Annotated in this window: 12 protein-coding genes; 2 read left to right on the forward strand and 10 right to left on the reverse strand. The window is 72.4% G+C overall.

Going from position 1 to position 14,031, the window contains the following annotated elements:
* Nucleotides 1-14: 14 nt before the first annotated feature.
* The 7 genes from ACIBJB_RS04030 to hrcA form a co-directional block, all read right to left on the reverse strand.
* Complete coding sequence (locus ACIBJB_RS04030; protein WP_398926223.1) at nucleotides 15-3,230, reverse strand: S41 family peptidase; 3,216 nt, start codon at nucleotides 3,228-3,230, stop codon at nucleotides 15-17.
* A gap of 45 nt (nucleotides 3,231-3,275) precedes the next feature.
* On the reverse strand, nucleotides 3,276-3,809 hold the full coding sequence (locus tag ACIBJB_RS04035) for a hypothetical protein (protein ID WP_398926225.1): 534 nt from the start codon (nucleotides 3,807-3,809) through the stop codon (nucleotides 3,276-3,278).
* Between the two features lie 79 nt (nucleotides 3,810-3,888).
* Nucleotides 3,889-4,281: a VOC family protein gene (locus ACIBJB_RS04040; protein ID WP_398926227.1), complete on the reverse strand. Its 393-nt coding sequence runs from the start codon at nucleotides 4,279-4,281 to the stop codon at nucleotides 3,889-3,891.
* Nucleotides 4,282-4,298: 17 nt separating this feature from the next.
* Nucleotides 4,299-5,048, reverse strand: a complete 750-nt coding sequence (locus ACIBJB_RS04045; protein ID WP_398926229.1) for a 16S rRNA (uracil(1498)-N(3))-methyltransferase — start codon at nucleotides 5,046-5,048, stop codon at nucleotides 4,299-4,301.
* On the reverse strand, nucleotides 5,045-6,121 hold the full coding sequence (locus ACIBJB_RS04050; protein ID WP_398926231.1) for a nitronate monooxygenase: 1,077 nt from the start codon (nucleotides 6,119-6,121) through the stop codon (nucleotides 5,045-5,047). The genes ACIBJB_RS04045 and ACIBJB_RS04050 overlap by 4 nt, the downstream gene beginning before the upstream one ends.
* A gap of 86 nt (nucleotides 6,122-6,207) precedes the next feature.
* Complete coding sequence (gene dnaJ, locus ACIBJB_RS04055) at nucleotides 6,208-7,347, reverse strand: molecular chaperone DnaJ (RefSeq protein WP_007381949.1); 1,140 nt, start codon at nucleotides 7,345-7,347, stop codon at nucleotides 6,208-6,210.
* Nucleotides 7,348-8,364 carry a heat-inducible transcriptional repressor HrcA gene (gene hrcA, locus ACIBJB_RS04060; protein WP_398926233.1) on the reverse strand — a complete coding sequence of 339 codons (1,017 nt, stop codon included), beginning with the start codon at nucleotides 8,362-8,364 and terminating at the stop codon, nucleotides 7,348-7,350.
* Nucleotides 8,365-8,513: 149 nt separating this feature from the next.
* Between hrcA and ACIBJB_RS04065 the strand changes: the two genes are divergently transcribed.
* Entirely contained in the window at nucleotides 8,514-9,242 is a 729-nt protein-coding gene (locus tag ACIBJB_RS04065) for an MBL fold metallo-hydrolase (protein WP_398926235.1), read from the forward strand.
* 34 nt (nucleotides 9,243-9,276) lie between these two features.
* Nucleotides 9,277-10,092, forward strand: coding sequence for a DUF3097 domain-containing protein (locus ACIBJB_RS04070; RefSeq protein ID WP_398926237.1), 816 nt, complete (start codon nucleotides 9,277-9,279; stop codon nucleotides 10,090-10,092).
* Here ACIBJB_RS04070 and ACIBJB_RS04075 read toward each other — a convergent pair.
* The 3 genes from ACIBJB_RS04075 to ACIBJB_RS04085 form a co-directional block, all read right to left on the reverse strand.
* Entirely contained in the window at nucleotides 10,070-10,648 is a 579-nt protein-coding gene (locus ACIBJB_RS04075) for a Uma2 family endonuclease (RefSeq protein WP_398926239.1), read from the reverse strand. The two genes, ACIBJB_RS04070 and ACIBJB_RS04075, sit on opposite strands and share 23 nt — an antisense overlap.
* A 99-nt stretch (nucleotides 10,649-10,747) precedes the next feature.
* Nucleotides 10,748-11,980: a radical SAM family heme chaperone HemW gene (hemW, locus tag ACIBJB_RS04080; protein ID WP_398926241.1), complete on the reverse strand. Its 1,233-nt coding sequence runs from the start codon at nucleotides 11,978-11,980 to the stop codon at nucleotides 10,748-10,750.
* Between the two features lie 31 nt (nucleotides 11,981-12,011).
* On the reverse strand, nucleotides 12,012-14,006 hold the full coding sequence (locus ACIBJB_RS04085; RefSeq protein WP_398926243.1) for a SpoIIE family protein phosphatase: 1,995 nt from the start codon (nucleotides 14,004-14,006) through the stop codon (nucleotides 12,012-12,014).
* Nucleotides 14,007-14,031 lie beyond the last annotated feature (25 nt).

The following is a 14,031-nucleotide window of genomic DNA, read 5'->3' on the forward strand; positions in this document are numbered from 1 at the left end:
ATCTCGGGGGCATCTTAGTCAGGCAGGGTCGGCGGAATCTTGGCCGGAGTGCTGATCAATGCCTCCAGGGCGATCCGCACCGCCTCGTCCAGCTGCGCGTCCCTGCCCGCCGCGTAGTCCTGCGGCCGCTGCACGACCTCCACGTCCGGGTCCACCCCGTGGTTCTCGACGCCCCACTCGTAACCCTCCAGCCAGAACGCGTACTTGGGCTGGGTGATCAGCGTGCCGTCGACGAGGCGGTAGCGGCTGTCGATGCCGATGACACCGCCCCATGTGCGGGTTCCCACCACCGGGCCGATGCCCAGCGCCTTGATCGCCGCGTTGACGATGTCGCCGTCGGAGCCGGAGAACTCGTTGGCCACGGCGACGACCGGGCCCCTCGGCGCGTCCCGCGGGTAGCTGTACGGGGTCATCCCCCGCGGTACCGCCCAGCCGACGATCCGGCGGGCCAGCTTCTCGACGACCAACTGGGAGGTGTGGCCGCCGCGGTTCTCCCGGACGTCGACCACCAGGCCCTCGCGGGCCACCTCGACGCGCAGATCGCGGTGGATCTGGGCCCAGCCCGGGGCCTGCATGTCCGGGACGTGCAGATACCCGAGCCGTCCGCCGGACTTCTCGTGGACGTAGGCACGGCGGTCGGCGACCCAGGCGTGGTAGCGCAGCGGCTCCTCGTCGGAGACGGGTACGACCACGGCGTGGCGCAGGTCGCCGCCGCCGGACGGGGAGATGGTGAGCTCGGTCGGTTTGCCCGCCGTGCCGACCAGGAGCGGGCCGGGGCCCGTGACCGGGTCGACCGGCCGGCCGCCGACCGCGACGATCGCGTCCCCGGCGCGCACCGCGACGCCGGGTGCGGCGAGCGGGGAGCGGGCGTCGGGGTCGGAGGTCTCGGTGGGCAGGATGCGGTCGATGCGCCACTGGGCCGACCCCTGGGGGCCGTCGTCGTGGCGGGAGATGTCGGCGCCGAGCAGGCCCTGGCGGGGGCCGTGACCGTGGCCGCCGCGGGGGGTGACGTAGGCGTGGGAGGTGCCGAGTTCGCCGTGCACCTCCCAGAGGAGGTCGACGAGGTCGTCGTGGGTGGCCAGCCGGTCCAGGACGGGGCGGTAGCGGTCGAGCACGCCGTTCCAGTCGACACCGCTCATGTCGGGGCGCCAGAAGTGGTCGCGCATGATGCGGCCGGTCTCCGCGTACATCTGGCGCCACTCGGCGGACGGGTCGACGGTCTGGCGGATGCGGCCGAGGTCGACGCTGATGTTGGTGTCGCTGTCGTCGTCGCTCGAGGCGCGGCGGTCGCTCGGTACGACCTTCAGGCGGCCGTCGGTCCACAGCAGGACCCGCTTGCCGTCGCCGCTGACGGCGAAGTGGTCGGCGTCGGCGGCGAGGTGCTCGAGGCGCTGCTGGGCGAGGTCGTAGCGCTGGAGGTCGGTCTTGGGGTCGGGGTCGTCCGGGGTGGCCCGGGAGGAGCCGAGGACGCCCTGGACGGGGTGGCGGAGCCACAGGACGCCGTCCTTGGCCGCGCGGAGGTTGGAGTAGCGGCCGGCCTCCACCGGGAAGGGCACGATCCGGTCGGCGAGGCCCTCGAGGTCGATACGGGTGGCCGGGGTGCCCTCGCTGTCGGGGGTCTCGTCCTTGTCGGGGGCCTCGAAGGGGCGGCCGTGGCGCTGCGGGCCGAAGGGGGACGGGGTGGTCGCGGCCAGGGTGATCAGGTGCGGGCGGTCGCCGACGACGAAGGCGAGGTCGAAGACGTGCTCGTCGTAGACCGGGTCGAAGGAGCGGTTGGAGAGGAAGGCCAGGTGTTTGCCGTCGAGGGTGAAGGCTGGGGCGTAGTCCTGGAAGCGCAGTGGGGTCGCCTCGGTGACCGACAGGTCGGTGGTGTTGGCGAGGCGGAGCTGGCAGAGCGGGGCGGGCCCTGGATGCGACCAGGCGAGCCAGGCCGAGTCGGGCGAGAAGGTCAGTCCCCGTACGTCGCCGTCCTCGCTGCGGTCGACCTCGCGGACCTCGCCGGTCTCCCGCTCGACGAGCAGCACGCGGCCGTCGTGCGCGGCGACCGCGGCCCGGCTGCCGTCGGGGGCCATGGCGAGACCCAGGACGCGTCCGAGCTGTCCCGCGGCGAGGCGGCGCGGGGTGGCGCCGGGGGCGAGACCGGTGGCGGGCGCGAACTCCAGGGCGTCGTCGCCCTCCGCGTCCGTCACCCACACCACCCACTCCTCGCCCTCGGTGCGGAAGGTGCGCGGCAGCCGGGCCCGGACGCCGGGTTCGGCGGCCAGCGCGCGGGCCGGGCCCGAGCGGTGGGTGACCCAGTGGACGGCTCCGCGCACGGCGACCGCGCTGCCGCGCGCGGTGTGGTCGGGGGCGGCCGAGCCGAACCAGCGGGAGGCGTCCACCGGGAACGGCTGCCGGTCGGCACGCTGTCCGCCGAGCCGGACCTCCAGGCGGCGCGGTTCGGCGCCGTCGAGGTCGTCGAGGATCCACAGCTCGCCGGCCGAGGTGTAGACGACCCGGGTGCCGTCGCCCGCCGCGTGCCGGGCGTAGTAGCCGTCGAGGGGTGTGTGCCGTCGCAGGTCGGAGCCGTCGGCGAGGGAGGAGTAGACGGCCCCGGTGCCCTCGTGGTCCGAGAGGAAGGCGATCCGGTCGCCCGCCCACACGGGGTACTCCAGGTTTCCGTCCAACTCCTCATGCAGGCGTACGAATTCGCCGTCGCCCTCGGGATCGATCCACAGCTTGCCCGCCGTACCGCCCCGGTACCGCTTCCACCAGGCGGCCTCCCGGCCCATGGGCGCGGAGAGGATCACGGTCGCAGGGCCGTGGGCGACATGGCCGACGGGCCCGTACGGCAGGGTGATGCCGGGGCCGCCGTCGAGCGGGACGGTGTGCGCCCAGCTGCGGCGCAGGCTGGCCTGTCCGTGAGTGGTGATCGCGAGGACCTCGCCGTCCGGGGTCCAGCCGCGCACCTGGGTGCGTGCGCTGCCCCAGTGGGTCAGCCTCCTGGACGGTCCGCCGTCGACCGGGGCGATGTGCACCTCGGGGGCGCCGTCGCGGGCGGAGGTCCAGGCGACGGTGGTGCCGTCGGGCGAGATCCGGGGGTGGGTGACCGGCACGTTGTCCGCGCTGACCCGCCAGGCGCGCCCGCCGTCGAGCGGCGCGAGCCACACGTCGTCCTCGGCGGTGAAGGCCACCAGCTCGCCCTGCAGATGCGGAAACCGGAGATATGCAGACGTCGCAGGCTGTGTCACCCGATCACCCTACGCACGGGCCGTGCTCGTGCACAGAGGTTTCGATCACTTGCCGTCGGGCCAGCACTGCGGGTCGTTCTGGCACCAGATGGTCTTCGTGACGGTCACGGTGACGGTCGGGCCGGGCTGCCGCGGATTGTTGACCGGCGGGGTGGGCGTGGCGTTGCAGTCGCCGAGCCCCTCGACGTGGAACCACTGTTTGCCGCCGACGGTGGCGGTGAGGTCCCCGCGCACACACGCGCCGCTGACGGTCCGGGTCACCTTGCCCTTGACGGTGATGTCCTTGCCGTCCCGTGTCTTGCCGTCACAGTCGACGGTGGCGACGGTGTTCGCGCTGGAACTCGGGGTCCGGTCGCCGTTGTCGTACGAGGCCGTGCAGGTCAGCCAACTCACGTCGGCCTTCTGCCGGTTCAGCTCCTTGGTGACCAGCTGGTCGGTGGTGTACGACACGGTCGCGGAGCTGACCACGCCGGTCGGATCACAGGCGGCGACCCCGCCCACGGCCAGCACCACACCCCCGGCCACACCCGCCACTCGCACCCCGCGCGGCCGACGCCAGTTCCGTCTCAACGCCACCATGCAGGGCAGCCTGCCACTGTCCCGCCCGGGACGGTAGGGCGCATACGGCCACCTGTGCGCCGGTCGGGTTCCGCGGTGCTCAGGTGCGCAGCAGCAGCCACTCCTGAAGCTCCACCAGGTTCCCCTCCGGGTCCTTGAGGTGGGCGACGCGCATGCGCTCCGTCATCGGGGACGGGCCGTGCAGCAGGGTGGCGCCGCGGGACGCGATCTGCTCGCAGTAGGTGTCCAGGTCGTCGACGCGCAGCACGACCAGGGAGCGGTGGCCGGTGGCCGTGTCGCCCAGTTCGCCGAGGACCGCCGCCATCATCGACCGGTCCTGCAGGGCGATGCCCGCCGACCCGGTGGCGGGGCTGAACTTCTCGTACGGCCCGCCCGTCGCCCCCGACTGGGGCTTGAGGCCGAGGACGTCGGCGTAGAAGCGGTAGCAGGCGGCGAAGTCGGTGACGAGCAGGCGTACTTGGGCGAGTTCCACAGCCGTCCTTCCAGGGGTCAGGACCAGCGGCCGGTGCGGCCGAGGAGCAGAGCGGTCGCCGCGGTTCCGGCGGTCGAGGTGCGCAGCACGGTGGGCCCGAGGACGTAGGCGCGCGCACCGGCCTCCTCGAAGAGCGCCAACTCGTCCTTGGCGACGCCTCCTTCGGGGCCGACGACCAGCACGATCTCGCCCTCGTCGGGGAGTTCGGCGGTGGCCAGCGGCTCGCTGCCGCGGTCGAAGTCGGAGTGCAGCACGGCGGCGAAGTCGGCTTTGGCGAGAAGTGCGGCAACCTGTTTGGTGCTCGCCGCGTCCGCGATCTCCGGGAAGCGGACCCGGCGGGACTGCTTGCCGGCCTCGCGGGCGGTGGCCCGCCACTTGGCGAGCGCCTTCAGGCCCCGGTCGCCCTTCCACTGGGTGATGCAGCGGGCCGCCTGCCAGGGCACGATCGCGTCGACGCCGACCTCGGTCATGGTCTCGACGGCGAGTTCACCGCGGTCGCCCTTGGGGAGGGCCTGGACGACGGTGATGCGGGGCTGGGCCGGGGGTTCCTCGGCCACCGAGTCCAGCTGGACGATCAGCCGGTCCTTGCCCTCGGCGGCGAGCACCACGCAGTCGGCCCAGCGCCCGGCCCCGTCGGTGAGGATGACGTCCTCCCCGGCCTTGAGCCGCTTCACGGAGACGGCGTGGCGGCCTTCGGGGCCGTCGAGGACGTAGCGTCCGCCGCCGCCCGCGTCGAAGTGCTCGACCACGAACACCGGTGCGGTCATCGCGGGTCCCCCGTGCCTGACAACGCTGTCCTGGCGGCGTCGAGTTCGGCGGCGAGTATCTCCACCAGCTGCCCCGCGGGCAGCTCGCGTGCCATCCGGTGCCCCTGGCCCGCCCACAGCGCCATGCCCTGGGCGTCCTTGGCCTTGGCGGCGGCCTTCCTGAGCGGGGCGGTGAGGTGGTGGACCTCGGGGTAGGCGGCGGGCGCGTACGGTCCGTGCTCGCGCAGGAATCGGTTGACCAGGCCACGAGCCGGTCTGCCGGAGAAGGCGCGGGTCAACTCGGTGCGGACGTAGAGGGGGTTGGTCAGCGCCTGCTTGTGCACGTCGTGGGCGCCGGACTCGTGCGTGGCGAGGAACGCCGTGCCGAGCTGGGCCGCGCTCGCGCCCGCGGCGAGGACGGCGGCGATCTGGCTGCCGCGCATGATGCCGCCGGCGGCGACGATCGGGATGGTCACCGTCTCCCGGATCTGGGCGACGAGGGAGAGGAGTCCGAGGCCGGAGCCGTCCTGCTCGGGGAGGTCCCGGTGGGTGCCCTGGTGACCGCCGGCCTCCACGCCCTGCGCGATGACCGCGTCGGCGCCCGCGTACTGCACGGCGAGGGCCTCTTCGGGGGTGGTCGCGGTGACGAGGGTGAAGGTGCCGGCGCGGCGCAGCGAATCCAGCACCTCACTGCTCGGGATGCCGAAGTGGAAGGAGACCGCCGGCACGGGGTTGTCTAGGAGCACGGCGAGCTTGGCGTCGTACCCGTCGTCACGGCCGCTGTCGGGGTCGCCGAGCTCGGTCTCGTACCACGTGGCCTCGCCGGCGAGCTGATGGGCGTAGACCTCGACGGCGGCGGGGTCGGCATACTCCGGCTGCGGCATGAAGAGGTTGACCCCGAAGGGCAGCCCGGTCAGGCCGCGCAGCTGCTTGATCTCCTGGTACAACCCGTCGGCCGTCTTGTACCCGGCGGCGAGGAACCCGAGCCCGCCCGCCTCGGACACGGCGGCGGCGAGCCGCGGCACGGAGACGCCGCCCGCCATGGGGGCCTGCACGATCGGATGACGGAAGAGACCGGTCAGCGCGGAGGACATGACGGCATGTTGTCACGTCCTCCGAACAACTCCGAATCGGACCTTCGACGGCTCACGTACGACCGTTGAACGCATCCGTCGACGGCTCACGTACGACCGTTGAACGCGTCCTTCAACCGGGAGAACAGCCCCTGCTGACCAGGCTGGAACTGCCCCGTGGGACGTTCCTCGCCGCGCAGCTTGGCCAGCTCGCGCAGCAGGCGCTCCTGCTCGGGGTCCAGCTTGGTCGGGGTCTGGACCTCGACGTGGACGATGAGGTCGCCGCGGCCGCCGCCGCGCAGGTGGGTGACGCCCCGGCTGTGCAGCGGGATCGACTGGCCGGACTGGGTACCGGGCCGGATGTCGACCTCCTCCATGCCGTCCAGCGTCTCCAGCGGCACCTTCGTGCCGAGTGACGCCGCCGTCATCGGGAGTGTGACCGTGCAGTGCAGGTCGTCGCCGCGCCGCTGGAACTGCGAGTGCGGGAGTTCGTGGATCTCGACGTAGAGGTCACCGGCGGGACCGCCACCGGGACCGACCTCGCCCTCACCCGCGAGCTGGATCCGCGTGCCGTTGTCCACACCGGCCGGGATCTTCACGGTCAGCGTGCGGCGCGAGCGGACCCGGCCGTCGCCGGCGCACTCCGGGCACGGCGTCGGGACCACGGTGCCGAAGCCCTGGCACTGCGGGCACGGCCGCGACGTCATGACCTGGCCCAGGAAGGACCGCGTCACCTGCGACACCTCACCGCGACCGCGGCACATGTCACACGTCTGGGCGGAGGTCCCCGGCGCCGCGCCCTCACCGCTGCAGGTGGTGCAGACGATCGCCGTGTCGACCTGGATGTCCTTCGTGGTGCCGAAGGCCGCCTCGTCGAGCTCGATCTCGAGACGAATCATCGCGTCCTGGCCGCGCCGGGTGCGCGAGCGCGGACCCCGCTGCGACGCCGTACCGAAGAACGCGTCCATGATGTCCGAGAAGTTCCCGAACCCACCGGCCCCGAAGCCGCCCGCGCCACCGCCGCCGGCCTGCGAGAGGGGGTCGCCGCCGAGGTCGTAGACCTGCTTCTTCTGCGGGTCCGAGAGCACCTCGTAGGCGGCGTTGATCTCCTTGAACCGCTCCTGGGTCTTCGGATCCGGGTTGACGTCCGGGTGCAGCTCGCGCGCGAGCCGACGGAACGCCTTCTTGATCTCATCCTGCGACGCGTCGCGGCGCACGCCGAGAACGGCGTAGTAGTCCGTGGCCACTTACGACTCCGCCAGGATCTGTCCGACGTACCGTGCCACTGCGCGTACCGCTCCCATCGTTCCCGGGTAATCCATGCGGGTCGGTCCGACCACGCCGAGCTTGGCGACTGCCTCGTTGCCCGAACCGTAGCCGACCGACACCACTGAAGTGGAGTTGAGTCCCTCGTAGGCGTTCTCGTGACCGATGCGTACGGTCATGCCCGAATCCCCCGCCTCGCCAAGGAGCTTGAGGAGGACGACCTGCTCCTCCAGAGCCTCCAGGACGGGCCGGATGGTGAGGGGAAAGTCATGTCCGAAGCGGGTGAGATTGGCGGTGCCGCCGATCATCAGCCGCTCCTCGTTCTCCTCGACGAGTGTCTCCAGAAGGGTGGAGAGCACTGTCGTGACCGTACCCCTGTCCTCGACGTCGAAGCCTTCGGGCAGGTCCTCGACCAGCCGCGGCACATCGGCGAACCGCCGCCCGGCGATCCGGCTGTTGAGCCGGGCCCGCAGATCGGCGAGCGAGGCCTCCCCGAAGGGCGCCGGGCAGTCGACCATGCGCTGCTCGACCCGGCCGGTGTCCGTGATCAGCACGAGCATCACGCGGGCTGGGGCGAGCGAGAGCAGTTCCACATGCCGCACGGTCGAGCGGGTGAGGGACGGGTACTGCACGACGGCGACCTGCCGGGTCAGCTGCGCGAGCAGCCGCACGGTCCGGGCCACGACGTCGTCGAGGTCGACCGCGCCGTCGAGGAAGTTCTGGATGGCGCGCCGCTCGGGCGCGGTCATCGGCTTGACGCCCGCCAGCTTGTCGACGAACAGCCGATAGCCCTTGTCGGTCGGGATCCGCCCGGCACTGGTGTGCGGCTGGGCGATGAACCCCTCGTCCTCCAGGGCCGCCATGTCGTTGCGCACGGTCGCCGGGGAGACGCCGAGGTTGTGCCGCTCGGTCAGGGCCTTCGACCCGACCGGCTCCTCGGTGCCGACGTAGTCCTGGACGATGGCGCGCAGCACCTGGAGCCTGCGTTCACTCAGCATCGCGCACACCTCCAGAAGTCGTTCCCTTGCGCCTCGCCTGGCACTCTGTCCGTCCGAGTGCCAGCGCTCCCCGGCCAGTGTACGGCGGTGGGGTAGTCCTCGGGCAAGGCTGGTCCTGGCATAACGGGTTGTAGGGCTAGCGTCGCTGTATGACGGTGACTTGGGAAGAGCTGGGGTGGGAGCGGGTCGGGGCCGGGGTGGGGCGGTGCCGGCTGCCCGGCTGGGACTGTACGGCGGGCCTGGTGATCGGCGAGGGCACGGCCCTGCTGATCGACTCCGGCTCCGGCCTCGCGGAGGGCGCCCGGCTGCGCGCACAGGCGGAGGAACTCGCCGGCCATCGTGTGACCCATCTCGCGCTCACCCACCCCCACTTCGACCATGTCTTCGGGGCGGCGGCGTTCGCGGGAGCGGAGGTGTTCGGCGCGGTGGGTGTGGAGACGGTGCTGAGGGGACGGCTGGGCCGTGCGGAGCTGCGGGCGGACGCGGTACGCAACGGACTGGACGCGGCGGTGGCCGACGAAGCGGTGGACGCCCTCGTCTCTCCCCGGCATCACGTCTCCGGCGAGTGGACGCTCGACCTCGGCGGCGGCCGCCAGGCGCTGCTGGCGAACGTCGGCCCCGGCCACACGGCCCACGACCTCGCCGTTCTCGTCCCCGGTTCCCCGGAGGTCGTTTTCTGCGGCGACCTGGTCGAGGAGTCGGGCGAACCGCAGGCGGGCCCGGACGCCGTACCGCCGCACTGGCCGGCCGCACTGGACCGGCTCCTTGACCTGGGCGGCGAGGACGCGCTGTACGTGCCCGGTCACGGAGCGGTGGTGGACGCGGCGTTCGTCCGGGCCCAACGGGACGCGCTGGCGGCCCGCTTCGGCGTGTCGTAGTGATCCACGGGCCGCTTCTCCTATCGTCATCCGAATGCGCCAGTACTCCGCCGACCTGAACCCTCCGTGGAAGAAGCCCAAGCCGGTGCCGGAGGTCCCCGCCGAGCCCGGCCTGGTGGTCGAGGAGCCGGGGACGGGTTTCTGCGGCGCGGTGATCCGCTGCGAGGCGGGCACGGTGACGCTGGAGGACCGCTTCGGCAAGCACCGGGTGTTCCCGCTGGAGCCGCGCGGGTTCCTCCTGGAGGGCCGGGTGGTGACGCTGGTCAGACCGTCGGCCGCGTCTCCCGTACGCCCCTCCCGTACCGCTTCCGGCTCGGTGGCCGTCCCCGGCGCACGCGCACGCGTGGCCCGCGCGGGCCGTATCTACGTCGAGGGCCGTCACGACGCGGAACTGGTGGAGAAGGTCTGGGGCGACGACCTGCGCATCGAGGGCGTGGTCGTGGAGTACCTGGAGGGCGTGGACGACCTCCCGTCGATCGTGGCCGAGTTCGCGCCGGGCCCGGACGCCCGGCTCGGCGTCCTGGTGGACCACCTGGTGCCGGGCAGCAAGGAGTCCCGTATCGCCGCGTCGGTGACCAGCGAGCACGCTCTGGTCGTCGGGCACCCGTACATCGACATCTGGGAGGCGGTGAAGCCGTCGTCCCTGGGGATCGAGGCGTGGCCCCGGGTACCGCACGGCCAGGACTGGAAGACGGGCGTGTGCCGGGCGCTGGGCTGGCCGTCCGAGAACACGGGCGCGGTGTGGCAGGCGATCCTGAAGCGGGTGGGGTCTTACCGGGACCTGGAGCCGGAGCTGCTGGGGCGGGTGGAGGAGCTGATCGACTTCGTCACGGATAGCGGTGGGGCCTGACGTCGGGGTACGTGCCGAAGTCGCTGGTGTCCAGTTCGACGCCGAGCACCTCCAGCGGCACCGGGTCACCGAACTTGGTGATCTGCTGCGTCAGGTAGTCGGCGTCCTCGCCGTCACCCGCGGGCCTCGTCAGCAGGACGCACTGCGCCATGATCGGATCGAGAACGAGATACGCCGGGATCCTGCCCGCCGCGTAGATCGACCTCTTGACCACGTAGTCCTGATGAACGCTGGACTTGGAGACGACCTCGACCACCATGGTGACCAGTTGGGACGGCAGTAGACGCCCCGAGGCAGGCAGTACGTCCGGCGCCGCCAGTAGCAGATCCGGGATGGGCACACTCTCCTCGCCGGCGATGTCGACATCCTGGGTCTGGATGGGGTACCAGCGGTCCATGGGAATCTGGCGCAGTGTGTGCAGCACGATCAGGTTGTGCGCCAGATCCGGGCTGGCCATCATCACGATTACCCCCCGAAGGAGCTCAGCCTTGACACCCTCGGGAGGCTCGAACTCGTCGAGGTAATGGGCCAATCCACGCTCGTCCACAGCGGTCATCTCCATGGCCTCCACATCCGCCGCGTCCTTTCGGCGGCAGCCTACGAATCAGGTTAGGGACCGAACCGGCGTTCCGCTGTGATTCACTCGCCCGAGTGATCAGTCCACCAAGCCCCTGACCACCGCGTCCGCCAGCAGCCGACCCCGAAGCGTCAGCACCGCCCGGCCCCCCTCGTACGGGCCCTCCTGCAGCAGCTCGTCCGCGAGCGCCCGGCGTGCGGCCTTCAGACCCTCCTCCCGCAGCAGCGACAGCGGCACCCCCTCCCGAAGCCGCAGCTCCAGCAGGATCCGCTCGACCCGTCGGTCCTCCTCCGACAGCAGCTCTCGGCCCGCCCCCGGCGACTTCCCGGCGGCGAGGGCCGCCGCGTACGCGCCGGGATGCTTCACGTTCCACCAGCGCACCCCGCCCACGTGCGAGTGCGCCCCGGGCCCGGCCCCCCACCAGTCCGCGCCCCGCCAGTACAGCTCGTTGTGCAGGCACCGGCCCGCCTCGGACGTGGCCCAGTTCGACACCTCGTACCAGTCGAACCCGGCCTGAGCCAGCACCGAGTCCGCGATCAGATACCGGTCCGCGTGCACGTCGTCGTCCGTCATCGGCACCTCGCCCCGGCGGATACGGCGAGCCAGCTGGGTGCCCTCCTCGACGATCAGCGCGTACGCCGACACGTGATCCGGTCCGGCCCCGATCGCCGCCTCCAGGGACGCCCGCCAGTCGTCGTCGGACTCGCCGGGGGTGCCGTAGATCAGGTCCAGGTTCACGTGCGAGAACCCCGCCGCGCGGGCCTCCGCCACGCACGCCTCGGGGCGGCCCGGCGTGTGCGTGCGGTCCAGCACCTTCAGTACGTGCTGCTTCGCGCTCTGCATCCCGAAGGACACCCGGTTGAAGCCGCCCTCCCGCAGCGCGGTCAGATACGCCGGGTCCACCGACTCCGGGTTCGCCTCGGTCGTCACCTCCGCGTCCGCGGCCAGCCCGAACTCGTCACGGATCGCCCCCAGCATCCGTACGAGATCCCCGGCGGCCAGCAGCGTGGGCGTACCGCCGCCGACGAACACCGTACGGACCGGGCGCGGGTCGTCGCCGAGGACCTTCCGCGCCAGGCGGATCTCGTCGATCAGCGTGTCCGCGTAGTTGTCGCGGGAGGCCAGCACCCCGCCCGAACCTCGCAGCTCGGTCGCGGTGTAGGTGTTGAAGTCGCAGTAGCCGCAGCGGGTCGCGCAGTACGGGACGTGGAGATAGAAACCGAGCGGGCGGTCGGCGGACCCGGTGAGCGCGGACGCGGGGAGTGAGCCGTCGTCGGGGACGGGTTCGCCGTCGGGGAGTGCGGAAGGCATGTCCTCCATTGTCCCGCACCCCGGCGGGCACCTATTCCGCCTGCAGCACCAGCAGCGCCAGATCGTCCTCCGGCGGCCGCGCCCCGAACTCGTGGACCAGCCGCTTGATCCGCTCCGCGATCAGCTCGGCGTCCAGCCCCGCGCACCCGGCCAGCGCGTCCGCGAGCCCGTCCTCGTCGTCGAACTGCCGGGAGCCGCTGCGCCGCTCGGTCACCCCGTCGGTGACACACAGCAGGCTGTCGCCGGGCCGCAGCTCGAAGGTCTCGCTGGTGTACGTCTCGTCCTCGACGACCCCGAGCAGGGTCTGCGGGCGCGCGGCCGTACGGACCTCGCCGCCTGATCCGAGCAGCAGCGGCAGCGGATGCCCGGCGGAGGCGAGGGTGCAGCGCACTCCGCCGTCGAAGGGCGCGAGTTCGCCGTAGAGGAGGGACAGGAAGCGGGTCTGCGGGCCGTCGCCGGGGTGCATGGGGCGGCCGCCCGCCGAGGCCAGGGCCCGTGCCGCCGCGTCCGCGGCCTCCGTCGCGTCGTCGAGGAGCAGCTGGTTGAGGCGGTCGAGGACGTCGGCGACGCGGTAGCCCTCGCGGGCCAGCAGCCGGAGCCAGGGCCGGGCGAGACCGATGACCACGGCGGCCTCGGGGCCCTTGCCCTGAACGTCACCGACGGCGAAGCACCAGCGGCCGTCGCCGGCCGGGAAGAGGTCGTAGAAGTCGCCGCTGGGCCCGCCCTTGTCGCACGGCTCGTACACCAGGGCGCTGCGCACGCCGGGGATCTCGGCGACCGCGCCGGGCAGCAGACCGCGCTGGAGGATCGCGCTGATGGTGGCCTGGCGGGCGTACTGGCGGGCCGCGCCGATGGCGAGCGCCACCCGGCGGCTGAGGTCCTCGACGAGTCCGGTGATCTCGTCGGGGAAGGAGACAAGGCCGGCCCGGCCGATGACCAGGGTGCCCAGCGGGCGGCCGCCGGCCGTGAGGCGGTAGGCGAGCGCGGAGCCGTGCGTGCCGTGCGGGCCCAGTGCCTCGCCGGGCCAGGGGAACGGCACGGGTCCGGGATGGTCCGGCCCCGAGGTGCCGGGCGGCTCCTTCTCCAGCGCCTGCCGCAGATCCTCGATCCGGGTCTCGGAGCAGTGCCAGACCCGGGCCAGCCGGGGCCCGGACACACCGCCCTCGCCCCAGCCCGTCCCGCTCTCGGCCTCACCCGGACGAGGGGACCCCCAGCGCCCGGCGACCTCGTCCTCCAGCCACACCGCGCACCAGTCGGCCAGCCGCGGCACGATCAGCTGGCCCGCGAGGGCGGCCACCAGGTTCTCGTCGAGCTGGCCGGCGAGCAGGTCGGAGGCCTCGGCGAGGAAGGACAGAGCCCCGCGGTTCAGCCAGTCCCGGTCCTGGTCACCGCGAGAGACGGGCGCGGGCGGGACCTGGGCCCGGGACGGGGGCGGCTCCGGGGCGAGTATCCCGGCGACCCGCAGCGCCCGGTCACGTGCGCGGTCCCCGGCGTAGGCCTGGATCCCGTCGAGGGCCTCCTTGCCTCCGGCCGGCAGTTGCGCCCACACGGTCTTGGCGCCCGTGCGGTAGGTGATGCCCCAGGTCTCGGCGAGCGCGGCGACCAGGCGCAGCCCGCGCCCGTACTCCGGTGTGCCGTACGACGGTTCGGGGTCACCGTCGCGAGGGGCGCGCGAGGGATGGTGGTCGAGGACCTCGACGACGAGGGCACCGGTGTGCGCCTCCAGGCGGCAGTCGAGCTCGACGTCGGTGCCCGCGTGGATGACGGCGTTGGTGACGAGCTCGCTGACCACGACCACGGCGTCGTCGGTCTGCCGGTCGGTGAGGAACTCGGTGCCGGGCAGGGCGAGTTCGGCCCATTCGGTGAACGTGGCCCGTAACAGGGCCCGCGCCGAGCCCGGCGCGAGCGGACCGCCGGAAAAGGTCGCGTGGGCGTGCGCCGGGGCGTGCGGGAGCGCGTCGCCGTCGCGCGCCGCCACGTCGGACGCGCGGGCAACGGACTCCCGTTGCGCAGGAATGGCCCCCATGACCGTCTCCCGAACCAGTTCGGAC

Origin of the sequence: Streptomyces sp. NPDC050759 (genome assembly GCF_044456945.1) — a bacterium.
Taxonomy (GTDB): Bacteria; Actinomycetota; Actinomycetes; order Streptomycetales; family Streptomycetaceae; genus Streptomyces.